The organism is Actinoplanes teichomyceticus ATCC 31121 (assembly GCF_003711105.1).
Classification (GTDB): Bacteria; Actinomycetota; Actinomycetes; order Mycobacteriales; family Micromonosporaceae; genus Actinoplanes; species Actinoplanes teichomyceticus.
In genome coordinates, this window is the sequence record NZ_CP023865.1 from 903,230 (window position 1) to 928,924 (window position 25,695).

Genomic DNA, 25,695 nt, shown 5'->3' on the forward strand with positions numbered 1-25,695 from the left:
CGACGCATCCGGAACCCCTGACTCATTGACTGGCGTTTTTGCCGAAGGTTTCCTTCCTGTTACGCCATCCCCCTTCCGGCAAGGGAGTGCCAGTCATGTCATCCCCCCTCCGTAAAACCCTGCTGGCCGCCGCGGTGGTGGCCGGCAGCGTGCTGCACGCGCCGGCCGCCTTCGCCGCCGGCGAGACCGTGAACGTCTACCTGACCACCACGTCGGACAGCGCCGGCCGGGTCGTCACCCGCGGGCTGCAACAGCAGGCGGCCGTCGCGTTCGGGCCGGCCGGCGGTTCCGCCACGGAGACCGTCAACGTCAACGAGGGCGCCACCTACCAGACCTTCGAGGGCGGTGGCGCGTCGATCACCGACACCACCGCGTACCTGCTGCGGGGCGGCCCGGTCAGCGCGGCCACCCGGGACGCCGTGATGAGCAAGCTGTTCAGCCCGTCGAACGGGATCGGGCTGTCGTTCGTCCGCAACCCGATCGGCGCGTCCGACCTGTCCCGGCCGGGTCACGTCTCGCTCGACGACACCTGCTGCGACCTGAGCGACTTCGGCGCCAACGGCTACGACACGAACGTACGGCTGCTCACCCAGCAGGCCAAGCAGCTCAACCCGGGCCTGCGGGTGATGGGCGTGCCGTGGAGCGCGCCCGGCTGGATGAAGGACAACGGCCGGATGGACCAGATGGGCTGGCTCAAGTGGGAGCACTACCCCACGTACGCCCAGTACCTGGTCAAGTACCTGCAGAGTTACCAGGCCGCCGGTGTGCCGGTCGACTACCTGTCGGTGCAGAACGAGCCGAACTGCTGCCAGGCCGCGAACCCGACCGCGATGAACTACCCCGGGATGAGCTGGAACCCGTCCGGGCTGGTGGAGTTCACCAAGAACCACGTGTACCCGGCGCTGCGCTCGGCCGGCCTGAACACCAAGGTGCTCGTCCACGACTGGAACTACGGCGACTACGCCGCCTTCGGCTCCGGCATCCTGGCCGACGCCGGGGTGCGCAACGACCCGCTGTTCGGCGGGATCGCCTGGCACGGCTACGCGGGCAGCCCGTCCATCGGCACCGACGTGCACAACGCCTACCCGTCGGTCCGGCAGTTCGAGACCGAGCACTCCGGCGGCACCTGGATCGCCAACCAGCACAACGAGGACCTGAACGACATCATCAACTACACCCGGAACTGGGGTAGCTCGGTGGTCAAGTGGAGCCTCGGCGTGAACCAGAACATGGGTCCGCACAACGGCGGCTGCGGCACCTGCACCGGCCTGATCACCGTGCAGGAGGGCGGCGCCCGCGCCGGCCAGGTCGACTACACCGTCGAGTACTACACGATGGGACACCTGACCAAGTTCGTGAAGCCGGGCGCGGTCCGGATCGACACCAACGCCACCAGCGCGGTGCCGAACGTGGCCTGGCGCAACCCGGACGGGTCGAAGGCGCTGATCGCGCACAACGGCGGCACGTCCGCGAGCTCGATCCGGGTGAACTGGTCCGGCCAGTCGTTCGTCTACACCCTGCCGGCCCGCACCACGGCGACCTTCACCTGGTCCGGCGCCGCCACCGCGGAGCCCAGCGGCACGATCACCGGGCTGGCCGGCAAGTGCGTGGACGTGGCCGGGGCGGCCACCGCCAACGGGACCGCGGCCCAGCTGTACACCTGCAACGGCTCGGTCGCGCAGCGCTGGACCCGGGCCGCCGACGGGACGCTGCGCTCGCTCGGCAAGTGCCTGGACATCGCCGGGCCGAGCACGGCCGACGGCACGCTCACCCACCTCTGGGACTGCCACACCGGCAGCTCGCAGAGGTGGACGTACGACGGCGCGTCCGGGCACCTGGTCAACCAGTACTCCGGCAAGTGCCTGGACGTGAAGGACAACACCTCGGCGGACGCGACCCGGCTGCAGGTGTGGACCTGCACGACCGGCGCCAACCAGAAGTGGGTGCTCAACTGATGCTGTCCAAGATGGTGATCGCGGCGGTCACCGCCGCCGCGGTCACCGGTGTTCCGCACCACCGAAGCGACCCCGTCGTCACCGGCACCTACTCCGGCGGCGCCGCGCAGTGGCAGGCGTTGCCGTCCACCCGGCTCACCACCGCGGCCAAGACCGCGGACGCCACCGTGGTGATCGACCCGAGCCGCACCGAGCAGCACTACTCCGGGATCGGCTTCTCCATCGACGAGACCAGCGTGTCGAACCTGTGGAAGCTGACCCCGGCCGAGCGGGAGCGGGCCATCCGGCTGCTGGCCGATCCGCGGACCGGCGCCGGGCTGGACCGGTTCCGGATCACCATCGGCAGCCCGGACCTGATCGAGCACCTGCCGTTCTGGTCCTACGACGAGCTGCCGGCCGGCGTGACCGAGGACCGCGAGCTGAAGTACTTCTCCATCCAGCGTGACCTCGACCTGCACATCGTCGACACGATCAAGCTGATCCAGAAGTACAACCCGCGGGCCACCTTCTTCGCGTCCGCGTGGAGCGCCCCGGCGTGGATGAAGACGAACAACCGGTTCCTCGGCGAGGTCGCCCGCAAGCCGGGCAGCAGCACCGACTACTACCAGGCCGGGAAGCTGCGCGACGACTGCATCGACGTGTTCGCCCGCTACTACGTCAAGTTCCTCCAGGCGTACGCCCGGCAGGGCATCCGGATCGACGCGATCACGCTGCTCAACGAGCCCGGCATGGACGTCGTCTACCCGGCCATGGACATCAGCGTCGACCAGCAGCAGAGGCTGGCGGTCGCGATCGAACGGGAGTTCCGCCGGGCCGGGCTGCGCACCGATCTCTACGTGCACGACTTCAACTTCTGGGACTGGCGCGACCCGAACAGCACCGCGACCAAGAACTACCACCGGATCCTGGACGACCCGCGGGCCGCGGCGGCCGCCGATGCGATCGCGTTCCACCCCTACTGGGGTGACCCGGCCGTGATGCGCGACGCGTACCGGCAGACCGGCAAGCCGGTGCACATGACCGAGACCAGCGACCTGTCCCCGGCCACCGTGCTGTCCTACTTCCGGCTGGCCGCGAGCTCGTACGTCCTCTGGGCGCAGACCACCGACCAGGACGGCGGCACGCTGCACTGGACCGACGCGCGGGACAACGACATCGACTGGGACGAGGTGGCCCGGACCAGTAGATGGCGGGACCGGCTGGTCAAGGTGGACACCACCACCAGGACCTTCACCGTACGGGACGAGCTGTACCAGCTCGGGCAGTTCGCCCGGTACCTCACGCCGGACCACGTGCGGGTCGAGTCGAGCGCGGCCGACCACGGGGTGAGCAGCGTGGTGTTCCGCGACGGGCGCGAGCACGTCGCGGTGCTCGGCAACGCCAACACGACGGCGACCAGCGTACGGGTGCTGGCCGGTGACCGGTCGTTCGTGACCACGGTGCCGGCCGGGGCGTACGCGACCTATCGCTGGACCGCCGACCGGCCGCAGCCGCGGCACAACCGCGCCCCGCGCCTGGCCCCGGTCGCCGGCGTGGTCGCCGACCAGTACGGCACGGTGCGGATCCCGCTGCGCGCCACCGACGCCGACCGCGACCGGCTGGCGTTCTACGCCACCGACCTGCCGGCCGGCGCGCACGTCGACGCGGACACCGGGGTGCTCACCCTGAACCCGGTGACGGCCGGGGAGCAGCAGCTCACCGTCGCGGTCACCGACGGTCGGGCGTACGCCGAGACCACCGTGCACGTGACGGTCCGGCCGCACGGGGCGCCGGCCGGCGCGGTCGTGGAGGCCGAGGCGTACACCGCGCAGCACGGCTGGACCGAGGGCGGCGCGAACTTCGTCGAGAGCAACGCGGCGGCCAGCGGCGGGCGCAACATCGGCTGGACCGCGGCGGGCAACTGGCTGGCGTACCGTTTCGACGTCCCGGCCGGCGACTACCGCCTGCAGCTGCGGGTGGCCAACGGCAGCGGGGCGGCCGCGACCGGCGCCCTCTCGATCCGAGACGCGTCCGGTGCGGTGCTGGCCACCGTCTCGGTGCCGGACACCGGGGGGTGGGGTGCGTACCGAACGGTGGAAACACCGGTCGCGTTGGCTGGCGGCGACCAGACGATCACGGTCTACTGTGAAACCGGTGGGTTCAACCTGGACTACCTACGGCTGACCGAGTAGGGGCGGTCCGCCGCCGGCCGGCCGGAGACGGGCCACAAGCTCGCCTCCGGCCGGCCGGACCACGGGTCCCGGCCCACCGGGTCCAGCGCCTGCGCCACGCCGTCAGGGTGTCCGATCCCCGCGGCGATCCGGCGGTCCGCAGGCTGTCCGACTCCCGCCACCGCTTCCGCCGATCGCGGTGCGAGCCGCCCGGTCAGGACTCGATCGTGGGCGCCCGGCGCTGCGCCGGGATCTTCGGGGCCGGCTCGGCCGGGGGCCGGGCTGGGCCGGGGTGCTCGCCGGGCGGGGTGACCAGGGCGGCCGCGGACAGCACCTCGGTCTCGTCGTCATCCGGGTTCGGGCCGGCCGGGTGCGGCGGGAGCGCCGCGGTCGCGTCGGCGCCGGTCCGGCCGGTGTCGGCGGGGATAGCTGAATTAGCGGTAATCCCGGTTTCATCGGTTTCCGGCGTCTCCGGGGCGCCGGAGGCCGTCCCCGCGCCGGCCGAGCCGAGCACGGTGGTCGGCTCCTCCCCGCCGGCCCGGAGCGCGACGGTCGGCTCCTCCTCCGCCGCGGCCGCGCGGGGCTGCGCCGGGGCCGCCGGTGTCTTCGGGACGGCGGGCAGTGCCACGGTGGCGTCCGCGGGGGTGTCCGGTGTCTTCGGGACCGCGGGCAGTGCCACGGTGGCGTCCGCGGGGGTGTCCGGTGTCTTCGGGACCGCGGGCAGTGCCACGGTGGCGCCCGCGGGGGTGTCCGGTGTCTTCGGGACCGCGGGCAGTGCCACGGTCGCGTCCGCGGGGGTGGGCGCCGTCGAGTCCGGCTGCGGCGTGCCGGGCGAGCCGGAGGGCGTCGCGGCCGGGACCGCCACCGTCGGGTCCGCCGGGTGCCGCGGCGCCGGCTGTCCGGCCCGCAGCACGGTCGTCTGCGCGGCGGCCACGGTCTCCCCGGCGACCCGCGCCGAGCCGCGGAACCGGCCGATCTCACCGATGATCGGCAGCACCGGCGGTTCGTAGCGGGCCCACCGGCGGGCACTCAGCGCGGTGCACAGCAGCGGCACGGCGAGCAGCACGGCCAGGCCGTATCCGGGCCGGCTCAGGTCGAAACCGTCCTTGACCACGCCGGCCGGCCAGGCGCCGACATATGACTGCGGGGCGTTCCACGCCCAGTACGTCACGCCCAGGTACGCCACCCCGGCGAGCGTCGGGCCGGCCGGGGAGACCGGCGCGAACACCATGATCGCGTACAGGATCCCGGCGAAGATCAGCAGCAGCAGGCCGCTCACCGACTCGGCCGCGAAGAACTCCCGGCCACGGCTCGCGAGGTCGTGGGTGAACCCGACGCCGGCGAGAACCCAGGCGGCGGGAGCGAGCACGAGCGCGTACAGGATGGACCGGAGGTGGCGCATGATCCGGCACGGTACCTCGGCGCGGCAACGGCCGTTCAGCGCCCCGTAACGTACCCGCATGGACGAACAGCACCGGGGGCGACCCATCGCACACAGCCGGGTCACCCTCAGCAAGATCATGACCGCGGTGGACGTGAACCTGTACGGCACGGTGCACGGCGGCGTGCTGATGAAGTTCGTCGACGACGTGGCCGGAGCGGCCGCCGCGCGGCACAGCGGCGGCACCGCGGTGACCGCGGCGATCGACGAGATCGTCTTCCTGCAGCCGGTCCGGGTGGGCGATCTGGTGCACGCGTACGCACAGGTCAACTGGACCGGCCGGAGCTCGATGGAGGTCGGCGTGAAGCTGACCGCGGAGCCGTGGGACGCGGTCGGCGCGACCCCGATCCCGGTGGCCACCGCCTACCTGGTGTTCGTCGCGGTGGACGTGGCCGGCAATCCGCGCCGGGTGCCCCCGGTGCTGCTCGACGACCCCGAGGACCAGCGACGTTTCCGGGAGGCGATGATCCGCCGTGACCACCGGCTGGCCCGGCGCAGGGCGATCCGCAAGGCGCGGTCCGAGCATCACCGGATCGACGACTGAACCGCTGTTAAGGTCGCCGCCGGGTCGCGCCTAAGGTGTGGTGATGACAACAGGCGAGGTGACGGCCGGCACACTCCTCTGGGAGCCGCCGGCGGACATCCGGGAGACGTCCCGGATCGGCCATTTTCTGACCTGGCTGGAGCGCGAGCGCGGGCTGAGCTTCCCGGACTACGCGGCCCTGTGGGAATGGTCGGTCACCGACCTGTCCGGCTTCTGGGGCGCGATCTGGGATCACTTCGGGGTTCTCGCGCACCGGGCGCCGGATGCGGTGCTGGGCAGCACGGTGATGCCGGGCGCGCGGTGGTTCCCCGGCGCCGCCCTCAACTACGCGGAGAACGTGCTGCGGATGCCGGGCATCGCCGACGACGAGCCGGTCGTCCTGGCGTACTCGCAGACCCGGGAACCGCGCACCCTGACCGCTCGGCAGCTGCGCGAGCAGGTGCGGCGCGTGCGTGCCGGGCTGAAGGCCCGCGGCGTCGGCCGGGGCGACCGGGTCGCGGCCTACGCGCCGAACATCCCGGAGACCTACGTCCTGATGCTGGCCGCCGCCAGCCTGGGCGCCACCTTCTCGTCGTGCGCGCCGGAGTTCGGTGCCCGCAGCGTGATCGACCGGTGGCGCCAGATCGAGCCGAAGGTGCTGGTGGCGGTCGACGGCTACCGCTACGGCGACCGGACGATCGATCGGAGTGCGGAGATCGCGGCGGTGACCGCGGCGCTCCCGTCCCTGGAGCACGTGATCACCATCGGATACCTCGGCGACGGCGGCGACTGGGAGCAGCTGGACGGCGCCGACGAGCTGGCGTTCGAGCCGGTGCCCTTCGACCACCCGCTCTACGTGCTCTACAGCTCCGGCACCACCGGCCTGCCCAAGCCGATCGTCCACGGGCACGGCGGCATCCTGCTGGAGCACCTGAAGACCCTGGCGCTGCACCACGACCTCGGCCCGGCCGACCGGTTCTTCTGGTTCACCACCACCGGCTGGATGATGTGGAACTACCTGGCCAGCGGCCCGGCCGTGGGCGCCGCCATCGTGCTGTTCGACGGCAACCCCGCCTGGCCCGGCCTCGACACGCTGTGGGACCTGGTGGACTCCGCCGGGATCACGTACTTCGGCACGTCCGCCCCGTTCCTGATGGCCTGCCGCAAGGCCGGGCTGACCCCGGGCAAGCGGCTCAAGGGGATCGGCTCGACCGGCGCGCCGCTGCCCCCGGAGGGCTTCGCCTGGGTCTACCGGGCGGTCGGCCGCGACCTGCAGCTGATGTCGCTGTCCGGCGGCACCGACGTGTGCACCGGGTTCGTCGGCGGCGCCCCGCTGCTGCCGGTACGCGCCGGGGTGATCGCCGGGCGCAGCCTGGGCGCCCGGGTGGAGGCCTACGACCCGGCCGGCCACCCGGTCATCGGTGAGCTGGGCGAGCTGGTGATCAGCGCGCCGATGCCGAGCATGCCGGTCGGTTTCTGGAACGACACCGACGGCTCGCGCTACCGCGAGGCGTACTTCGACGTCTTCCCCGGCGTCTGGCGGCACGGCGACTGGATCACCATCGGCGCGGACGGCAGCTGCGTGATCACCGGCCGGTCCGACGCCACGCTCAACCGCGGCGGCGTACGGCTGGGCACCTCGGAGTTCTACTCGGTGGTGGAGAGCCTGCCCGAGGTCGCCGACTCGCTGGTGGTGCACCTGGACCGGGCCGACGATCCGAACGGCGAGCTGCTGCTGTTCGTGGTGCCCGCCGAGGGCGTCGAGGTCGACGACGCGCTGCGCGCGCGGATCGCCCGGCAGCTGCGGTCGGCGCTGTCGCCCAGGCACGTCCCGGACACGATCCACGCCGTCCGGTCCGTGCCCCGCACGCTGTCGGCGAAGAAGCTCGAGGTGCCGGTGAAGCGGATCCTGACCGGCACCCCGGTGGAGTCGGCGGCCGCCCGGGGCGCCCTGGCCAACCCGGAGTCCCTGAACGCGTTCGCGCAGCTGGCCCGCGAGCGTGCCGCCGAACGGCGGTGACCGGCCGGTCCTAGGCCAGGACCAGGCTGACCTTCTCCGCGGTCGTCCGGGCGTCCAGCCGCTCGTGGTCCAGGTGGGCGCAGAGCACCGCCGACGCGCCCACCACCAGCGGCGCGAGCAGCCAGTCGACCGGGTCCGGGTGCACCGCCACGTCGAACAGCACCCGGTCGCCCGCGCCGAAGCCGAGCTGGGCGGCGCGTTCGTGGGCGCCCTCCAGCGCGTCCTGGTGGCTCAGCTCGATCGGCCCGGCGAAGGCCCGGTCGGCCGGCGCGACCGGCTCGCCCCGGAAGTGGTCGCCGTGGTTGCGGACCTCGGTGACGAAGTCGGCGTACCCGGCCGGTGGCTCGCGCAGCGGCATGGCCAGCGGAAGCAGGCCGGTCGCGTACCGGTCCATGGTGGTCCAGGCGGCGGCCCGCTCGACCCGTTCCGGGGTGGTGAACAGCGCCTCCACCGGCTGCGGGTCGCCGCCCAGGTCGGCCAGGTCGGCGGCGAGGCCGGCGGCGGACACGCCGAGCAGGATGGCGGCGGTCTGCCAGTGTGGCGGCAGGAGCAGCGCGACGCTGTCGCCGTGTCCCAGGCCGATGCCGTCGACCAGCAGGTTCGCCGTCTTGGACACCCAGTTGTCCAGGGTGGCGCCGGAGAGTTCGGCACGGTCGCCGGTGGCATCGTCGTACCAGGTGAGCAGTGGCGCGGCCGGGTCGTGCCGGACCGCTTCGGCGAGCGCCTGCGGGATCGTGGTCTTCATCGTTGTTCACCCTAGGGGGGTTACTGTGAGTGATTGGACCGGAACGGCTTTCCCGCATCGATTACGGCAACGTCAGGCAACCACCGGCGTCGCGGACACTTCCGCGAAGCGTTCCCGGCGTACCCTCGAAGGGGACGCCGCCTACCCATGGCGTCCGCGTTACACCGCAGCATCGGTACGTCAGAGACGCCAAGGAGATGCCTCGTGACCCCCGGTCGCCCCCCGCGAGTGCTGGTCGACGCCACTAGTGTCCCCGCGGACAGAGGTGGTGTCGGCAGATATGTCGACGGTTTGCTCGGCGCTCTCGGCGCGCTGGGCCCCGATCGTCTGGACCTGGCCGTCGTCGCCCAGCGTTCGGATGCGGAGCGTTACCGCAGGATGTTGCCGGAGGCCGAGGTGATCGCCGGGCCGGCGGCCATCGCGCACCGCCCGGCCCGGCTGGCCTGGGAACAGACCGGTCTGCCGCTGCTGGCTCAGCAGGTCGGCGCGCAGGTGCTGCACTCGCCGTTCTACACCTGCCCGTTGCGGGCGAGTTGCCCGGTGACGGTGACCGTGCACGACGCGACCTTCTTCACCGAGCCGGAGCATTACGACAACACCAAGCGGACCTTCTTCCGCAGCGCGATCAAGACCTCGCTGCGCCGGGCCGCCCGGGTGATCGTGCCCAGCAAGGCGACCCGTGACGAGCTGATCCGGCTGCTCGACGCCGACCCGACCCGCATCGACGTGGCGTACCACGGGGTGGACCAGGCGGCGTTCCACATGCCGACCGAGGAGGAGAAGGCCCGGGTACGGGCCCGGCTCGGCCTCGGCGACTCCGGTTACGTCGCCTTCCTCGGCGCCAAGGAGCCGCGCAAGAACGTGCCGAACCTGATCCGCGGCTGGGCCCGCGCGGTGGCCGACTGGCCGCACCCGCCGGCCCTGGTGATCGCCGGTGGCCAGGGGCACGACGACGACATCGACCGGGCGGTCGCCGAGGTGCCGTCGCAGCTGCGCCTGCTCCGCCCGGGATACCTGCGGTACGCCGACCTGCCCGGGTTCCTCGGTGGCGCGCTGGTGGCCTGCTACCCGTCGTTCGGCGAGGGCTTCGGCCTGCCGATCCTGGAGGCGATGGCGTGCGGCGCCCCGGTGCTCACCACGCCCCGGCTCTCGCTGCCCGAGGTGGGTGGGGACGCGGTCGCCTACACCACCGAGGCGCCCGAGCGGATCGCCGAGGACCTGGCCGATCTACTGCACGACGAGCAGCGGCGGCAGAGTCTCGCCAAAGCCGGCATCGATCGGGCGAAAGAGTTCACCTGGGCCTCCAGCGCGGAGGTACACGTGGCGACGTGGAACCGGGTCGCGGCTTGATCATCTACTAAACTCTCCGCGCATGAGCGACGAACAGAGTGTGCTGTACGGAGTGGTTCTGGCCGGCGGTACCGGAACCCGTCTGTGGCCACTGTCCCGCGCCGGTCATCCCAAGTTTCTCCACCCCCTGACCGGCACCGACGCCTCGTTGCTGCAGGCCACGGTCGACCGGTTGGACACGCTGACCTCCCCTGACCGGATCTTTGTGGTGACCGGCGTGGCGCACGCCGCCGCGGTCTCCCGGCAACTGGCCGCCATGCCGGAGGAGAACGTCCTGGTCGAGCCGTCGCCGCGGGACTCCTGTGCGGCGATCGCGCTGGCCGCCGCGGTGATCGCCCGCCGGGACCCCGAGGCGATCATGGGCTCGTTCGCGTCGGACCACCTGATCGCCGACAAGCAGGAGTTCGCCGACGTCATCCGCCGGGCCGTGGTGGGCGCCCGGGAGGGCCTGCTCATGACCCTCGGCATCACCCCGACCCGGCCCGAGACCGGGTACGGCTACCTGCAGTGCGGCGGCCCGGTGGGCGACGGCCCGGCGCTGCGGGTGGAGGAGTTCAAGGAGAAGCCCTCGTACGACGTCGCCGAGTCGTACGTGAAATCGGGCAACTACCTGTGGAACGCCGGCATGTTCGTCTGGCGCGTCGACGTCTTCCTCGCCGAACTGGCCCGGCAGCAGCCGCAGCTGGCCGCCGGGGTGAGCCGGATCGCCGCGGCCTGGGGCGCCGCCGAGCAGGAGGAGGTGCTCGGCGAGGTCTGGCCGACCCTGCCGCGCATCTCGGTGGACTACGCGGTGATGGAGGGCGCGGCCTCGGCCGGGCGGGTCGGCACGGTCCCGGGCGACTTCGGCTGGAACGACGTCGGTGACTTCCACACCCTCGGCGAGGTGCTGACCGCCGACCCGGCCGGCAACGTGGTGGTCGGCCCCGGCTCCGACACGGAACGGCCCGCCGTGCTGCTGCGCGACGCCGAGAACCTGGTCGTGGTGCCCGGCTCGGGTCGCCTGGTCGCCGCGATGGGCGTCCGCGACCTGGTGATCGTGGACACCGCGGACGCCGTGCTGATCTGCCCGCGCGAGCGCGCGCAGGAGGTCAAGCACCTGGTCGACCAGCTCAAGGAGCTGGGCCAGCACGGTTACATCTGACCACCCGCGGGGCCGCGCCGGCGGCCCCGCGGGCGGGTCACCGGCCGGTGAGACGCGCCCGGGCCGGGCCGATCTGCTGCACCACGCCGCCGGCCAGCGGGCTCGGCAGCTCGTCGGTGCTGAACCAGGCCAGGTCCGACGACTCGGCGCTGATCCGCTCGCGGGACCCGGCCGGCGCGCGCAGCAGGAAACGTACGTCGTAGTGCACCGACGGCTCGGCCGGCGCCCCGTCGGCGGCCCCGCACCGCACCTCGTGGATGTCGATGTCGATCGGCTCCGGGTCGAGCACCAGCCCGTCGATCCCGGACTCCTCGGTGGCCTCGCGCAGCGCCGCGGCGGCGAGCGTCCCGTCACCCGCCTCGCAGTGCCCGCCGAGCTGCATCCACATGCCGAGCCGCCCGTGCAGGCAGAGCAGCACGCGACCGGCGTCGTCCACGATGAGCGCGCTGGCCGTGACGTGCCCGGCCCGATGTGCCCGGGTCATCGCGACCGGGCCGTCGGCGAGCAGGTCGAGCGTCCGCTTGCGGGCCACCTCGGCGGCGTCGGACGTGGCCGGCCAGCCGGTCAGTACGCCGACGGCGTCCTCGTACAGGCTCATGCGGGATCTCCGAACGTCAGGGTCACGCCGGCGTCACCGGCGACGAGGGTGGTGGCCAGGCCCTCGGCGGCCAGCGCCGCCCGTAGCCGGTGGGCGTCGGCGCCCAGCCGGACCAGATCCGCGGACCCGGACCCGGCGGGGGTCAGGCGCAGCACGCCCGGGCTCACCGTGACACCGGTGCCCGGCGTCAGCGCCGCGGCGACCAGGGCCAGGGCCCGGTCGATCGCGGCCGGGTCGGCGCTCGCGGTGGCTGCCGCGGTGTCGGCCAGGCGTGCCGCGTCGCGCAGGCCCTCGGTACGAGCCTCCGCCGTCCCCAGGCTGAACATGTCACTCGCGGCGTCGCGGATCAGCACGGCCGCCCCGGCCCCGTCCCCACCGGTCCGGCGGGGATAGCCGCGCACCACCGCGACCGGCACCCGGTCCCGCTTGCCCTTGACCAGCTCGGCGGCGGCCGACAGCTCGTCGACCACGGCCATCTGGGTCAGGCTCAGCTCGTTGCCGTACGGATCGATCTCGCCCCGGTGATCCCGCAACGCCTCGATCCCGGCGGCGCCGAGCGCCACGTCGGTCAGCCCGTTGCGCCACGCCCGGCCCATCGTGTCCGAGACGATCACGGCGACGTCCAGCCCGCGGGCGGCGAAGGCGGCGCGCAGTGCCCGGGCCGACGCGTCCGGGTCGGCCGGCAGCAGCACCAGGTGGGTCTTGTCCACGTTCGACGCGTCGATGCCGGCCGCCGCCATCACGAAGCCGTGGTGGGTCTGCACGATCGTGGTCGGCCCGCGGCGGGCCACCACCCGGGCGGTCTCCGACTCCAGCGTCCGCACCCGGGCCTCGTCGCGTTCCGGCCCGTCGGCCGGCACCTCGACCAGGCGGCCCTCGGCCTTCGACACGATCTTGCTGGTCACCACCAGCACGTCGCCGTCGGCGAGCCACGGCGCCGCGGTCGTGATCAGCTCGGCCAGGTCGTCGCCGGGCGTGACGTCACCGATCCCGGTGACCGGCAGGATCTGCAGGCCGCCGGTCACCGGACGCTCCCGGCCAGCTCCAGCGCGTCGGCGACCATCCGGGCGGTCCGGGCCTCGTCGCGCATCCACAGCGGCACCGCCCGGGTGGTCACCCCGGGAATCTCGGCGCCCGCGTCGGACGAGTCGACCAGCCAGCCGTCCAGCAGACCGCCGTCGGCACGCGGGCCGTACATCCGGCCCACCCCGGCCGCGCTGACCTCGACCTGCAGGGTGGCCAGGCACTTGTCGGCCATGCCCCGCACCGGCGCGCCGCCGATGATCGGGGAGACCCCGACGACCGGCGCCGGCCCGGTCGCCACCGCCTCCCGGATCTGCGGCACGGCCAGGATCGGCGCGATGCTGACCACCGGGTTGCTCGGGGCCAGCAGGATCACGTCGGCCTGCCCGATCGCCTCCAGCACCCCGGCGGCGGGCTTGGCGTTCTCCGCGCCGACGAAGACGAACCGGTGCGTCGGCACCTCGCCGCGGTAGCGCACCCACCACTCCTGGAAGTGGATGGCCTTGCGCTCGCCGTCGACGTCCGCCACGACGTGCGTCTCCAGCCGGTCGTCGGTGGCCGGCAGCAGCCCGATGCCCGGCTGCCAGCGCTCGCACAGCGCGGCGGTCACCGCGGAGAGCGGGTAACCCGCGGTCAGCATGGTGGTGCGCACCAGATGGGTGGCGGTGTCCTTGTCGCCGAGGCCGAACCAGGACGGCTCGACGCCGTACTCCGCCAGCTCCTGCCTGACCACCCAGCTCTCCCCGACCCGCCCCCAGCCGCGCTCCGGGTCGGCGGCCCCGCCGAGCGTGTACATCACGCTGTCCAGATCCGGGCAGATCTGCAGCCCGTGCATCCGGACGTCGTCGCCGACATTGACCACCGCTGTGACGTCGGCGCCGATGGCACGGGCGTGCGCGCGCACGCCGACGAGGAACCGGGCGCCGCCGATGCCCCCCGTGAGGACCACGATCCGCATCCGCCCATCCTCTCCCACCCGCGCCGCCGGGCCGGTTGCCGGGTGGCGGTTTACGCTGGGCACACCTCGATCACCGTACGTCCGGGAGAAACCGTGACCAGTCCCACGCCGCCCACGCCGGCCGACGGCAAGCCGATCGGCCCGTACCTGACGCCGCTGCGCGACCTCGCCGCGTACGTGCTGGTCGGCGCACCGGCCGTGTTCCTGCTCGTGGCCGTCATCAAGCTGTTCGGTGAGAACTTCGACAGCCGTACCGCGGCCAGCTTCGACGACTTCGTCAGCCTGGAGACCGTCCTGATGCCGCTGGCCGCCGTGGTGCTGGCGCTCGGCCTCGACCCGATCCACCCCCGGGCGCGCCTGATCACGCTGGCCGCGGTCGTCGAATACGCGGTCGCCGGGTTCTTCGGGGTCGTCTTCGGCCTGCTCTTCGGCGTGATCAACATCGCGTCGTACGACGCCGGTGGCGCGTTCGAGCAGCTGCTCGTGCGGCTGGCCTGGCTCGCGCTGTACGGGCTGGCGGCGTACGCGACGCTGCAGATCTGGCGGGGCGTCTACACGGTGCCCAGGCCCAAGGCGCAGCCGGGGGTGTACGGGCAGCCGCAGTACGGGCCGGCGTACGGCCAGCCCTACGGCCAGCAGCCGTACGGGCAGCCGGGCACGTACGGCGCGCCGCCGGTTCCGCAGCCCACGACCTACGGCCAGCCGCCCGCCGCGCCGGCCTACCCGCCGGGCACCTACGGCCAGCCGCCGGCGCAGCCGGTCTGGAACCAGCCGCCGGTGGCCGCCCCGCCGGTCCCGCCGCCCGCTCCGGCCGGGCCCGCTCCGGCCGGGCCCGCTCCGGTCGCGCCCGCCTCGGCCGGGCCTGCCCCGGCCGCGCCTGCCCCGGCCGCGCCGTTCGCCGAGCCCACCCAGGTGGTGCCGCGGGACGAGCCGGAGGCCGCCGACCGCACCAGCAAGCTGCCGGAGGACCGCCCCGGCCTCGGCCCCGCCGACGCCGACCCGCCCCGCCACTGACCGCCCTCGGCCCGCCCGGGTGTCACACGACACTGGGCGGGCCTGTGGACGGTGGCGGCAGCCGGCCGGATTCCGGCCTAGGCTGCTGTGCGTGGCAGAGGTCAATCAGGCAGAGTTCAACCAGGAACGAGTCCCGACCGAGGCGAGCATCCGACGTGCGCTGCGGCGCGCCGCCGACGGTAAGGCGATCGACGTCGACGAGGCGACCGCGCTGCTCGCGGCCACCGGCGAGGCGTTCGAAGAGCTGCTGGCCATCGCCGGCGGCATTCGCGACGCCGGCCTGCGCGAGGTCGGGCGGCCAGGCGTGGTGACGTATTCGCGCAAGGTCTTCATCCCGCTCACCCGGCTCTGCCGGGATCGGTGCCACTACTGCACCTTCGCCACCGTGCCGCACCGCCTGCCGGCCGCGTTCCTGGAGCGCGACGAGGTCCTCCAGATCGCCCGGCAGGGCGCCGCGCAGGGCTGCAAGGAGGCACTTTTCACCCTGGGCGACCGGCCCGAGGAGCGCTGGCCGGCGGCCCGGCAGTGGCTGGACGAGCGGGGTTACGACTCCACCCTGGATTACGTGCGCGCCTGCGCCATCGCGGTGCTGGAGGAGACCGGCCTGCTGCCGCATCTCAACCCGGGCGTGCTGAGCTGGGCCGAGTTGCAGCGGCTCAAACCGGTCGCGCCGAGCATGGGCATGATGCTGGAGACCACCGCCACCCGGCTCTGGTCCTCGCCGGGCGGCCCGCACTACGGCTCGCCGGACAAGGAGCCGGCGGTCCGGCTCCGGGTGATCGACGACGCCGGCCGGGTCGGAGTGCCGTTCACCACCGGCATCCTGATCGGCATCGGGGAGACCCCGGCGGAGCGGATCGACGCCCTGTTCGCGATGCGCCGCTCCGCCCGGGAGTACGGCCACATCCAGGAGATCATCATCCAGAATTTCCGCGCCAAGCCGGACACGGCGATGCGCGGGATGCCGGACGCGGAGCTGCGCGAGCTGGCCGCCACGGTGGCTGTCGGCCGGATCATCATGGGCCCGCGGGCCCGCATCCAGGCGCCGCCGAACCTGATCGACGACGAGTTCCCGCTGCTGCTGCGGGCCGGCATCGACGACTGGGGCGGCGTCTCCCCGGTGACCCCCGACCACGTGAACCCGGAGCGGCCCTGGCCGCAGATCGACCTGCTGGCGGAGAAGACCGCCGCCGCCGGGTTCACCCTGCGCGAGCGGCTGACCATCTACCCGGAGTACGTCCGCCGGGGCGCCGAGGGCTGGCTCGACCCCCGCCTGGCCGCGCACGTCGCCGCGCTGGCCGGCCCGGACGGCCTGGCCCGCCCGGACGCCCAGGTCAGCGGCCTGCCCTGGCAGGAGCCGGACGACGCGTTCGGCAGCGGGCGCACCGACCTGTTCTCGGCGATCGACACCGAGGGCCGCACCGCCGATCGGCGCTCCGACTTCGACTCCGTCTACGGCGACTGGGACGAGGTCGCCGCGCACGTCCGGAGCGCGCCGCAGACCGTGCCGACCGATGTGCTGGCCGGGCTGAAACTGGCCGCCACCGACCCGGCCGCGCTGCTGCTGCCGCAGCACGAGGACAAGGCGATGGCCCTGTTCAACGCGGACGGCAGCGCGCTCGACGAGCTCGCCCGGATCGCCGACGACCTGCGCCGGGAGGTCAACGGCGACGACATCACGTACATCGTCAACCGCAACATCAACTTCTCCAACGTCTGTTACGTGGGCTGCCGGTTCTGCGCGTTCGCCCAGCGGGAGAAGGACGCCGACGCGTACCGGCTGTCCGTGGAGCAGGTCGCCGACCGGGCCGAGGAGGCGTGGCGGGACGGCGCTTCCGAGGTGTGCATGCAGGGCGGCATCGACCCGAAGATGCCGGTCACGGCGTACGCGGACCTGGTCCGCGCGGTCAAGCAGCGGGTGCCCGGCATGCATGTGCACGCGTACTCGCCGATGGAGATCGTCACCGCCGCGGCCAAGGCCGGCGTGTCGCTCCGGGAGTGGCTCACCGAGCTGCGCGAGGCCGGCCTCGGCACCATCCCGGGCACCGCGGCCGAGATCCTCGACGACGACGTGCGCTGGGTGCTGACCAAGGGCAAGCTGCCCACCGCCACCTGGGTCGATGTGGTCACCACGGCCCACCAGGTCGGCATCCGTTCCAGCTCGACGATGATGTACGGCCACGTCGACCACCCGCGGCAGTGGCTCGGCCACTTCCGGGTACTGGCCGGCATCCAGGACGTCACCGGCGGCTTCACCGAGTTCGTGGCGTTGCCGTTCGTGCACACCAACGCCCCGATCTACCTGGCCGGCATCGCCCGTCCCGGCCCCACCTGGCGGGAGAACCGGGTGGTGCACGCGATGGCCCGGGTGCTGCTGCACGGCCGGATCGACAACATCCAGTGCTCCTGGGTCAAACTCGGCGACGAGGGCACCCGCCAGATGCTCAACGGCGGGTGCAACGACCTCGGCGGGACGCTGATGGAGGAGACCATCTCCCGGATGGCGGGCTCGGAGCACGGCTCCGCCCGTACGGTGGTCGAACTCAAGGAACTCGCCGCGTCCGCGGGCCGCCCGGCGGTCGAGCGCACGACGGTCTACGGCCGCCGCTGACCCCCGTCGTGCCGAGCCGGGCCCGCGCTTTCCGCGCCGGTCCGGCTAGGCCGCTGACCCCCCGTCGTGCCGAGCCGGGCCCGCGCTCCTCGCGCCGGTCCGGCTCGGCGCCGCTGTCCCGGCGGCCCGTCGCGGCGTCGCTGGCGGACGGGCCGGGGCGAGGCCGTGGTGGTGGCGGCTCGTCCGGCTCCCGTCGTCGCGTGGCGGCTCGCTGCCGGTCAGGCGGCGGCCTGGGTCGTTTCTCCCCCGAGTGCGGGCGGGGACCTCGGCTCTGGGTTCCGGGATCCGGTAGCTCGCGTGCCTGCCGCGCCGTTCGTCCTCCTTCGGCGGCGTTCTCGCCCGTGCCGTTCGTCCGCCCGTGCCGTTCGTCCGCCCGTGCCGTTCGTCCGCCCGTGCCGTTCGTCCGCGGCGGTCGTCCCGTCCGCGCCGCTCCCACGCCCCCAGCGGTCATTCCATCCGCGCCGTTCTTCCGTCCGCGGTGGCGTCCGCCCGTGCGGTTCGTTCGGCGGCGGCGGTCGTCCCGTCCGGGCCGCTTCTCCGTCCGCGGTGGCGTCCGCCCGTGCGGTTCGTTCGGCGGCGGCGGTCGTCCCGTCCGGGCCGCTTCTCCGTCCGCGGTGGCGTCCGCCTGTGCGATTAGTTCGTTGGCGGCGGCATTCGTCCGCGCCGCTTCTCCGCCCGCGGCGGGCTGCGGCGGGCTGCTACGACCGGCACATGGTCCGCCGATCGGTCGCGGGTCGGTCGCGATCCGCCCGCTGCCGGGCGGCCCGCCGATCGTTGTCCATCGGCGGCGCCTACCGCCCATGCGACTGATCGGGGAAGCGAAAGGCGGACCGGGCGTGTGCAACGCCACGGCGATTGTGGGTTTCGATGAGGTGGCATCGGGGCACACGTCGCCGCGACGTGGTTCCGGGAGGATCGATTGGACTGTCTCATCGCACCCGTCCGGGGCGGACCGTCGTTCGTGGTGAAGCAGCACCCCTGCCGCTCCCGTGGCGGCGTGTCCGGCCTGTTCGCGGCGGGGCGTGGCCCGGTTGCGGGACCCCCCTTCACTCGAAGTGACAAATCGGGTTAAATTGGACGCCGTGGCCGACGCCCGCGTTACCTTCCGGTGGCTCCGGAAGATAGGGCAGGAACGGGACCCCGACGCGCCGTGGCGCCTGGGGGAAACGGGCTCATTTAACAGGTTCGGCTTGACGACGCACGTCTAACACGCGTGTAATTTTGGTGGGGTTGTGGGGACGATGTGCGCCTTTTGCGTCGAACTCACAGAAACACGCCGCGTGCGTGGGGGGTCAGCGTCGGCATTGCTGCCGGCGCAGAATTTGGAGGCACGCCGATGGAAGCGCAGGTTGAAGGGGTAGACCTGCTCGGGGACGCGCCCGAGTGGCAAGAGCGGGCGCTGTGTTCGCAGACCGATCCGGAGGCCTTCTTCCCGGAGAAGGGCGGCTCGACGCGCGAGGCCAAGCGCATCTGCGGCCGCTGCGAGGTCAAGGCCGAATGTCTGGAGTACGCACTCGGTCACGACGAGCGTTTCGGGATCTGGGGTGGACTGTCCGAACGTGAGCGCCGCAAGCTGAAGCGGCGGGTCGCCTGACGCCGGCGCCGCGGGGGAGCGGACGCCGAGCGGACGGCACGACGATCGCGCACGGGGAGCGCGCGAACCGGGCACGGCTCGACTGATGGCGGGTGCCAGGCGCGGATGCCGGTACGAGGGGGACCGAATTCCGTGCCGAGAATGCGGGATCGGGCCGGCGAGCCCGATTCCGCGTCGGGGCGTCAGCAGTGCGGGCACCGGGCCCGGCAGAAGAGCCGGAGGCCGTCAGCGACCGGGGCCGGGCGAAAGGGCCTGGGCGCGGAGCTGGGCAGGGATGCCCGGTTCCGTGCACCCGGCGTGGGGATCCGGCGCGCCCGGCGTCAGGCCAGCTCGTCCGGGTCGACGCCGAGCAGGTTGGCGACCTGCTCGATGATCACGTCGTGGACGAGGTCGGCCAGATCCTCCCGGTCCATCGCCCGGAATTCCAGCGGGCGGCGGTACAGCACGATCCGCGGCGGCAACTCGTGGCGCCCCGGGCGGCCGGGCAGCAGCCGGGCCAGCGGCACTTCGCCGTCCTCCAGCACGTCGGAGTCGTAGACGTTCAGCTCCGGGGGCACGTCCTCGACCGCGAACTCGACGCCCGCCAGCTCCTTCGCATAGCGCCGCTCCAGGCTCTCGACGGTGTCCAGCACCAGATCGTCGAAGATTTCCGCCTTGGTACGGGCCAGTGGCACGGTCGCCGGCACCAGGCGGCCGCGCAGGCCGCGCCCGTGCCGGTCACGCCGTGCCGGGTGACCCGGACCTGCGGTGCGCGCCGCCTTCGGGTCGCTGCGGCGGCGTTCGGGGCTGGTCGTCACCTGCTGAGCGTATCCCCACCCGGGCGACATCCGTGGTCAGGCCGTTCCGCACCGTGTGTCTGAGCCGTTAATTCGCCCCAACGGGGCGGCGTGTCGGCGGACCATGGCCGAATCGTGATGCATCGCGGGTCGGCGTGTCGCGGGGCAACGCTCCCCAGAACGCCCGGCGGGGAGATAAGTTGCCGCCGTGAGGTCACCACGGCGCTGCTCCCGGAACGGCTGTCCCCGACAGGCGGTCGCCACCCTGACCTACGTCTACAGCGACTCCACCGCTGTCGTCGGTCCCCTCGCGGCGTTCGCCGAACCCCATACGTACGACCTGTGCGAACCGCACGCCCGCAGCCTCACCGCCCCCCGAGGCTGGGAGCTCGTCCGCCACGACGGAGACTTCGCCCCACCGCCTCCCACCACGGACGATCTGGTCGCCCTGGCCGAAGCCGTCCGTGAGGCCGCCCGTCCGGCGCCACCCCCGCGCCCGGACGAGCCAGACCACACCCCCCAGACCGGCCGCCGCGGCCACCTGCGGGTGATTCCCCCCTCGCACTGACGCCTCGCCGCCCACACCCGCGCCGACGGCCATCCAGCGCTGGTCACCGCGGAGACCAGCCGACGCCATGCCGCTACCCGCGGGTGCGGTGGCCGTCGCGCGCCGTCGCTGATCACCCCTGCCCGCCGGGCATCAGCGGGACCGGCAGCGCGCGAGTGCGCGGGGTGACAACCGGGCCTGGCGGCGCGCCAGTGTGCAGGGTGACAACCGGGCCGGGCGGCGCGCGAGTGCGCCGGGTGACAACCGGACCGTCGGCGCGTTGCGGCCGGTGGGTGGGCCGCCACGCCGCGCCGGACCGGCACGGTGCGCATGACCGCGGGCGTGACCCCATCGGTCGTAGCAGGGAAAAGCCGTGCCGTGCCGGCGGTCCCGGGCGCGCCGCGCGGCAGTTCCCGGCCGCTTCGCCGCGCCGCGTGCGCGTCCGGGCGGCGTGCGGGTCAGGGAAGGGCGATCAGGGTGAAGCGTTTGCGCAGCCAGGGGAGCAGGGTCCGGTACGCCCGGATGGTGTCCGGCTGGGCGTAGTCGTGGCTGAGGACGATGGCGCCCGGCCGGGTGTGCTTCTTCACGAAGCTGATCAGGTGGCTGGTGTGCGCGCCGTCGGACTCGTGCTTCCCGTGGTCCCAGTCCCGGGGGTCGACCTTCCAATAGATCGAGGTCATGCCGAGCTCCCTGGCGACCTTCACCACCTGCGGGGTGAAGTTCCCACCGGGTGACCGGAAGTACCCGATCCGGGCCCCGGGGACGGCGGCGCGGATGGCGGCGTTGGTGCGTTCCATGTCGGCGCGGATCGCGGCGGGCTTCTTCTTGCCCAGTTTCAGGTCGTGGTTCCACGTGTGGTTGCACAGGGTGTGACCACCGGCCACGATCTTGCGAATCAGGTCGGGGTGTCGTTTCGCGTTCGTGCCGACCACGCAGAAGGTGGCTTTCACGTGCTGCTTGGCCAGCATCTTCAGCAGCGCCGGAGTGTTCGCCGGGTCGGGCCCGTCGTCGAAGGTCAGTGCCACGCCCTTGGTGCCGGTGGTGAGCCGGCTGCCGCCGGGCCCGGTGCGGCCGCGCGGGCGCTTGGGGAGGCCGGCACTTTCCGTACGCTTGCTGGTCCTGCTGGGTTTGGGCGTCGCTGTCCGGGGAATCGGGGAGCTGGTGGGGCCCACGCTCGGTGCGGGGCTGGACGCCGCGGGTGAAGCCGTCTCCGTGTGGGACGTCTCGGCGGCAGCCGCCTGACCGAGAAGCCCCGCCATGATCAGCGCCACGCTGATCAACAAGGCCTTCCGGGTGTGGGACAGCCGCATCGATTACCTCCCCAGATCGTCGGCGGACTGACGAGGATGCCTCGCCCTCCGGCCGAGCGCCAAGTGCCAAGTGCCGAACGCATCTTTCGCGCTGTTTTGCGAACTCATCAGCCTTCGCCGTCGTATGATGGCGCACTCGGTCCAGTCCGTGTGCATGCCCGTAAATGGCAGCTATCGAAGGTAATTGTCGGATTTGCCAGCTCCGGTGTCGAAGCGGGCCGATCGGACTGTCCCCATGAGTATCGATCCGGTTTCGCCGCGGAGCATTCACCCTCACCCGCCCGGGGATGCTGCCGGACACCCGTCCGTGAACGTCAAATCGCGCGCGCCGGGGAGTACGGCGGCCTGCGGCGCCTCGCGAGCGGGCCGCGGGCCACGGCGGTTTGCGGCGCCTCGCGAGCGGGCCGGGGGCCACGGCGGTTTGCGGCGCCTCGGGACCGGGCCGGGGGCCACGGCGACCCGCGGCGCCCCGGGACCGGGCCGGGCCCGATCGGCCACGGTGGACAGGGCTTCCGGGACGCCGGCGCGGTCATCCGCCGGGCGGGCCGTCCCGCCGGGAGGCGAGCACGCTGATCACCGGCGTGGACGGCGTGGGCGCGGACGTGCTGCCGCACCGGCAGGGCTCGGGCGCGGGACGGTCAGGAGATCGGGATCGTGCTGCCGCCGGAGGGCGCCTCCGGGGGCCTAATCGGCCAGCTCGGCCCGTTCCCGGTCGGTGAGCAGGCGGGAGCGGATGAGGAAACGGACACCCTCGGGCGCCTCCAGCGAGAAGCCGGCGCCGCGCCCGGGGACCACGTCCACCGTCAGGTGGGTGTGCTTCCAGAGCGCGAACTGCGCGGCCGACATCCAGAACGTGATCGGCTCCGGCACTCCCTCGATCGCCAGAGACTCCAGGAGCACGTCCGAGGCGCCGGTGCGGAATTCGCCCGCCGGGTAGCACATCGGCGAGCTGCCGTCGCAGCACCCGCCGGACTGGTGGAACATCAGCGGGCCGTGCTGCCCCCGCAACCGCCGCATCATGTCCGCGGCGGCCGGGGTCACGTCGACACGGGACACCATGGTCAGAACAGGCCCATGGCCTTGGGGGAGTAGCTGACCAGCAAGTTTTTGGTCTGCTGGTAGTGGTCGAGCATCATCCGGTGGTTCTCCCGGCCGATCCCGGACTGCTTGTACCCGCCGAACGCGGCGTGCGCCGGGTACAGGTGGTAGCAGTTGGTCCACACCCGGCCGGCCTGGATCGCCCGGCCGGCGCGGTACGCCCGGTTGATGTCCCGGGTCCACACCCCGGCGCCGAGGCCGTACAGGGTGTCATTGGCGATCGTGATGGCGTCGTCGAAGTCGGCGAACGGCGACACCGACACCACCGGCCCGAAGATCTCCTCCTGGAAGATCCGCATCGAGTTGCGGCCCTCGAAGATCGTCGGCTGCACGTAGTACCCGCCGGCCAGGTCGCCGCCGAGCTCGGCGCGGGCGCCGCCGGTCAGCACGCGGGCGCCCTCCTGCCGGCCGATGTCCAGATACGACAGGATCTTCTCCAGCTGGTCGTTGGAGGCCTGCGCGCCGACCTGCGTCTCGGTGTCCAGCGGGTTGCCCTGCCGCAGGTTCTCCACCCGCTTCACTCCGGCGGCCAGGAAGTCCGCGTAGTGGCCCTGCTGGATCAGCGCCCGGGACGGGCAGGTGCAGACCTCGCCCTGGTTGAGGGCGAACATCGCGAAGCCCTCCAGAGCCTTGTCGAGGAATTCGTCGTCGGCGCCGCTCACGTCGTCGAAGAAGATGTTCGGGCTCTTGCCGCCCAGCTCCAGGGTCACCGGGATCAGGTTCTCCGAGGCGTACTGCATGATCAGGCGGCCGGTGGTGGTCTCGCCGGTGAACGCCACCTTGGCCACCCGGCTGGACGAGGCGAGCGGCTTGCCGGCCTCCACCCCGAAACCGTTGACGATGTTCACCACCCCGGCCGGGAGCAGGTCGCCGATCAGCGAGAACAGGTAGTGGATCGAGGCGGGGGTCTGCTCGGCCGGCTTGAGCACCACGGCGTTGCCGGCGGCCAGCGCGGGCGCCAGCTTCCAGGTGGCCATCAGGATCGGGAAGTTCCACGGGATGATCTGGGCGACCACGCCGAGCGGCTCGTGGAAGTGGTACGCCACGGTGTCGGAGTCCAGCTCGCCGGCGGTGCCCTCCTGGGCGCGGATGACGCCGGCGAAGTAGCGGAAGTGGTCGACGGCGAGCGGCAGGTCGGCGGCCAGCGTCTCGCGGACCGGCTTGCCGTTCTCCCAGGACTCGGCGACGGCGAGCTTCTCCAGGTTCTGCTCGATCCGGTCGGCGATCCGGTTGAGGATGTCGGCCCGCTCGGCCGGTGAGGTGCGGCCCCACGCGCCGGCCGCGGCGTGCGCGGCGTCCAGAGCCCGTTCCACGTCGTCGGCGGTGCCGCGGGCGATCTCGGTGAACGGCCGGCCGGTGACCGGCGTGGGATTCTCGAAGTACCCGCCCCTGGCCGGTGCGACGTACTCGCCACCGATGTAGTGGTCGTAGCGGGACTGGTAGCTGACGATGGCGCCCTCGGAACCGGGCGGGGTGTAAGTGGTCACGGGTCTCGCCTCCTCTTCGAGGCGGACGTTAGTCACGCGGACGTTGCACCAACGTTGCACGCGTACTCGCGGGCCAGCTCGGCGACCCGGCGGGCGGCGACCGGATCGTCCGGCGCCATCGAGGCGTAGGCCTCCCACAGCTCCAGGTCGTCGGCGCCGCGTGCGCTGCCCAGCCAGGACTGCAGCAGCCGCCGGTCGCCGCCGGTCGAGACCGCGGCGCGCACCCGGTCGTCGAGCATCCGGCGCAGGCGGACGACACCGGGCGCGTCCGAGGCCGGCAGCACCGGACCGGGGTACGCCGCCACGGCCTCCGCCACGCGGCCCCGGTCCAGCAGCCGGCGTACCCGGCCGAAGTCGGTCTCCACCTCGGCGCGCAGCCGGTAGGGCCGGGAGTCGAGCAGCTCCGGGCCGAGGATCCGGCGCAGCCGGGACAGCTCGGCACGCACCGTCACCGGGTTGGAGTCGTCGCCGTACAGGTCGAAGCCGAGCTGGTCCCCGGTCTGCCCCTCCGGGTGCAGGGTGAGCAGGACCAGCAGCTCGGAGTGCCGGCGGCCGAGCCGCAGCGTGCGGTCACCCAGCGCAAGCGACGCGTCGTCGCGGCCGAGCGCCGTGACCGCCGGGCGGGCCCGGGCCGGTTCCCACCCCCGCAGGTACGCCTCGGCCGCCAGCGCCGTGGCCCGCACCAGCGCCAGGCTGTGCGGATTCGCCAGATGATCACCACCGGTCACGTCGACCGCGCCCAGCAGCATCCCCGTGGCCGGGTCGTGGATCGGCGCCGCCGTGCACGTCCACCGCTGCACCGGGCGGCTGAAGTGCTCGGTCGCGAAGATCTGCAGCGCGTGATCGACGGCGAGCGCGGTGCCCGGGGCGTTGGTGCCGGCGTGTGCCTCGTCCCAGCGCGCGCCCGGCACGAAGTTCATCGAGGTGGCGGCGCGCAGGGTGGCGGCGTCGCCCTCGACCCAGAGCAGCCGGCCGTGCGCGTCGCAGACCGCCAGGATGTGGTCGCCGTCCTCGGCCAGCCCGCCGAGCAGGTCCCGGACGAGCGGCATGACCCGGGCCAGCGGGTGGGCCGCGCGGTACGCCCGCAGCTCGGCGCCGCAGAGGTCGATCGGCGCGGTGCTGTCCGCCCCGATCCAGGCGGCCGAGCGGGCCCAGGACGCGGCCACCACCGGACGCATCAGCTCCGGGTGGGTCCGCGTGGCGACGTCGTGCCCGTTGAGGAACCGCTCGTGGGCGCGGCCGACCTGCCGGATCCGTTCGGCCGGGTCGGCGCCGGGGGGCAGGGCAAGCCACGGGTTCACCGGCAGCACCTCCAGACCCACCCATCGTGACGCGCGCCACGACCGGAGACAAC

Annotated in this window: 20 protein-coding genes; 10 read left to right on the forward strand and 10 right to left on the reverse strand. The window is 72.8% G+C overall.

Going from position 1 to position 25,695, the window contains the following annotated elements; genetic code table 11:
• Positions 1–95 precede the first annotated feature (95 nt).
• Together ACTEI_RS04165 and ACTEI_RS04170 are read left to right on the forward strand one after the other, a co-directional pair.
• Complete coding sequence (locus ACTEI_RS04165; protein ID WP_122976429.1) at positions 96–1,955, forward strand: ricin-type beta-trefoil lectin domain protein; 1,860 nt, start codon at positions 96–98, stop codon at positions 1,953–1,955.
• A complete protein-coding gene (locus ACTEI_RS04170) occupies positions 1,955–4,126 on the forward strand; it encodes a carbohydrate-binding protein (RefSeq protein WP_122976430.1) in 2,172 nt (723 codons plus the stop codon). The genes ACTEI_RS04165 and ACTEI_RS04170 overlap by 1 nt, the downstream gene beginning before the upstream one ends.
• Before the next feature lie 193 nt (positions 4,127–4,319).
• Here ACTEI_RS04170 and ACTEI_RS04175 read toward each other — a convergent pair whose 3' ends face one another.
• Positions 4,320–5,507, reverse strand: coding sequence for a hypothetical protein (locus tag ACTEI_RS04175; protein ID WP_145831115.1), 1,188 nt, complete (start codon positions 5,505–5,507; stop codon positions 4,320–4,322).
• Between the two features lie 58 nt (positions 5,508–5,565).
• On the opposite strand from ACTEI_RS04175, the gene ACTEI_RS04180 reads away from it, so the two are divergent.
• Both ACTEI_RS04180 and ACTEI_RS04185 read left to right on the forward strand, forming a co-directional pair.
• On the forward strand, positions 5,566–6,090 hold the full coding sequence (locus ACTEI_RS04180; protein ID WP_122976432.1) for an acyl-CoA thioesterase: 525 nt from the start codon (positions 5,566–5,568) through the stop codon (positions 6,088–6,090).
• 43 nt (positions 6,091–6,133) lie between these two features.
• Complete coding sequence (locus ACTEI_RS04185; RefSeq protein ID WP_122981905.1) at positions 6,134–8,089, forward strand: acetoacetate--CoA ligase; 1,956 nt, start codon at positions 6,134–6,136, stop codon at positions 8,087–8,089.
• A 10-nt stretch (positions 8,090–8,099) separates the two neighbouring features.
• Here the strand turns inward: ACTEI_RS04185 and ACTEI_RS04190 are convergent, their stop codons facing one another.
• Entirely contained in the window at positions 8,100–8,834 is a 735-nt protein-coding gene (locus ACTEI_RS04190) for a TIGR03089 family protein (RefSeq protein WP_122976433.1), read from the reverse strand.
• Between the two features lie 204 nt (positions 8,835–9,038).
• Between ACTEI_RS04190 and ACTEI_RS04195 the strand changes: the two genes are divergently transcribed.
• Together ACTEI_RS04195 and ACTEI_RS04200 are read left to right on the forward strand one after the other, a co-directional pair.
• Entirely contained in the window at positions 9,039–10,184 is a 1,146-nt protein-coding gene (locus tag ACTEI_RS04195; protein WP_122976434.1) for a glycosyltransferase family 4 protein, read from the forward strand.
• 22 nt (positions 10,185–10,206) lie between these two features.
• Positions 10,207–11,325 (forward strand): mannose-1-phosphate guanylyltransferase, encoded by a 1,119-nt coding sequence (locus tag ACTEI_RS04200; RefSeq protein ID WP_372443238.1) that lies wholly within the window; start codon positions 10,207–10,209, stop codon positions 11,323–11,325.
• 37 nt (positions 11,326–11,362) lie between these two features.
• Here the strand turns inward: ACTEI_RS04200 and ACTEI_RS04205 are convergent, their stop codons facing one another.
• From ACTEI_RS04205 to cofD, 3 genes are read right to left on the reverse strand one after another with little or no spacing between them, the layout of a single operon-like run.
• Positions 11,363–11,923: an NUDIX hydrolase gene (locus ACTEI_RS04205; RefSeq protein WP_122976435.1), complete on the reverse strand. Its 561-nt coding sequence runs from the start codon at positions 11,921–11,923 to the stop codon at positions 11,363–11,365.
• A complete protein-coding gene (locus ACTEI_RS04210) occupies positions 11,920–12,948 on the reverse strand; it encodes a coenzyme F420-0:L-glutamate ligase (RefSeq protein WP_239082294.1) in 1,029 nt (342 codons plus the stop codon). The genes ACTEI_RS04205 and ACTEI_RS04210 overlap by 4 nt, the downstream gene beginning before the upstream one ends.
• The gene (gene cofD, locus ACTEI_RS04215) at positions 12,945–13,904 is read right to left on the reverse strand and encodes a 2-phospho-L-lactate transferase (RefSeq protein WP_122976436.1); all 960 of its coding nucleotides are present in this window, start codon (positions 13,902–13,904) and stop codon (positions 12,945–12,947) included. The genes ACTEI_RS04210 and cofD overlap by 4 nt, the downstream gene beginning before the upstream one ends.
• Before the next feature lie 93 nt (positions 13,905–13,997).
• On the opposite strand from cofD, the gene ACTEI_RS04220 reads away from it, so the two are divergent.
• The 3 genes from ACTEI_RS04220 to ACTEI_RS04230 all read left to right on the forward strand — a co-directional run bounded on the left by ACTEI_RS04220 (position 13,998) and on the right by ACTEI_RS04230 (position 19,123).
• Positions 13,998–14,918: a hypothetical protein gene (locus ACTEI_RS04220; protein ID WP_145831114.1), complete on the forward strand. Its 921-nt coding sequence runs from the start codon at positions 13,998–14,000 to the stop codon at positions 14,916–14,918.
• A gap of 91 nt (positions 14,919–15,009) precedes the next feature.
• Positions 15,010–17,529, forward strand: a complete 2,520-nt coding sequence (locus ACTEI_RS04225) for a bifunctional FO biosynthesis protein CofGH (protein WP_122976438.1) — start codon at positions 15,010–15,012, stop codon at positions 17,527–17,529.
• Between the two features lie 1,336 nt (positions 17,530–18,865).
• On the forward strand, positions 18,866–19,123 hold the full coding sequence (locus ACTEI_RS04230; protein WP_014688021.1) for a WhiB family transcriptional regulator: 258 nt from the start codon (positions 18,866–18,868) through the stop codon (positions 19,121–19,123).
• 320 nt (positions 19,124–19,443) lie between these two features.
• On the opposite strand, the gene ACTEI_RS04235 is transcribed toward ACTEI_RS04230, so the two are convergent.
• Positions 19,444–19,920, reverse strand: coding sequence for a metallopeptidase family protein (locus tag ACTEI_RS04235; protein WP_372443239.1), 477 nt, complete (start codon positions 19,918–19,920; stop codon positions 19,444–19,446).
• Positions 19,921–20,107: 187 nt separating this feature from the next.
• Here ACTEI_RS04235 and ACTEI_RS04240 point away from each other — a divergent pair, with 187 nt between their 5' ends.
• Positions 20,108–20,467 carry a DUF3499 domain-containing protein gene (locus tag ACTEI_RS04240; protein WP_122976440.1) on the forward strand — a complete coding sequence of 120 codons (360 nt, stop codon included), beginning with the start codon at positions 20,108–20,110 and terminating at the stop codon, positions 20,465–20,467.
• 437 nt (positions 20,468–20,904) lie between these two features.
• On the opposite strand, the gene ACTEI_RS04245 is transcribed toward ACTEI_RS04240, so the two are convergent.
• The 4 genes from ACTEI_RS04245 to ACTEI_RS04260 all read right to left on the reverse strand — a co-directional run bounded on the left by ACTEI_RS04245 (position 20,905) and on the right by ACTEI_RS04260 (position 25,642).
• Positions 20,905–21,471 carry a polysaccharide deacetylase family protein gene (locus ACTEI_RS04245; protein WP_239082295.1) on the reverse strand — a complete coding sequence of 189 codons (567 nt, stop codon included), beginning with the start codon at positions 21,469–21,471 and terminating at the stop codon, positions 20,905–20,907.
• 969 nt (positions 21,472–22,440) lie between these two features.
• On the reverse strand, positions 22,441–22,815 hold the full coding sequence (locus ACTEI_RS04250; RefSeq protein ID WP_122976442.1) for a DUF779 domain-containing protein: 375 nt from the start codon (positions 22,813–22,815) through the stop codon (positions 22,441–22,443).
• Positions 22,816–22,817: 2 nt separating this feature from the next.
• Positions 22,818–24,341, reverse strand: coding sequence for an acetaldehyde dehydrogenase ExaC (exaC, locus tag ACTEI_RS04255; protein WP_122976443.1), 1,524 nt, complete (start codon positions 24,339–24,341; stop codon positions 22,818–22,820).
• Positions 24,342–24,373: 32 nt separating this feature from the next.
• Positions 24,374–25,642 carry a sigma-54-dependent transcriptional regulator family protein gene (locus ACTEI_RS04260; RefSeq protein WP_122981908.1) on the reverse strand — a complete coding sequence of 423 codons (1,269 nt, stop codon included), beginning with the start codon at positions 25,640–25,642 and terminating at the stop codon, positions 24,374–24,376.
• Between the last annotated feature and the right edge of the window lie 53 nt (positions 25,643–25,695).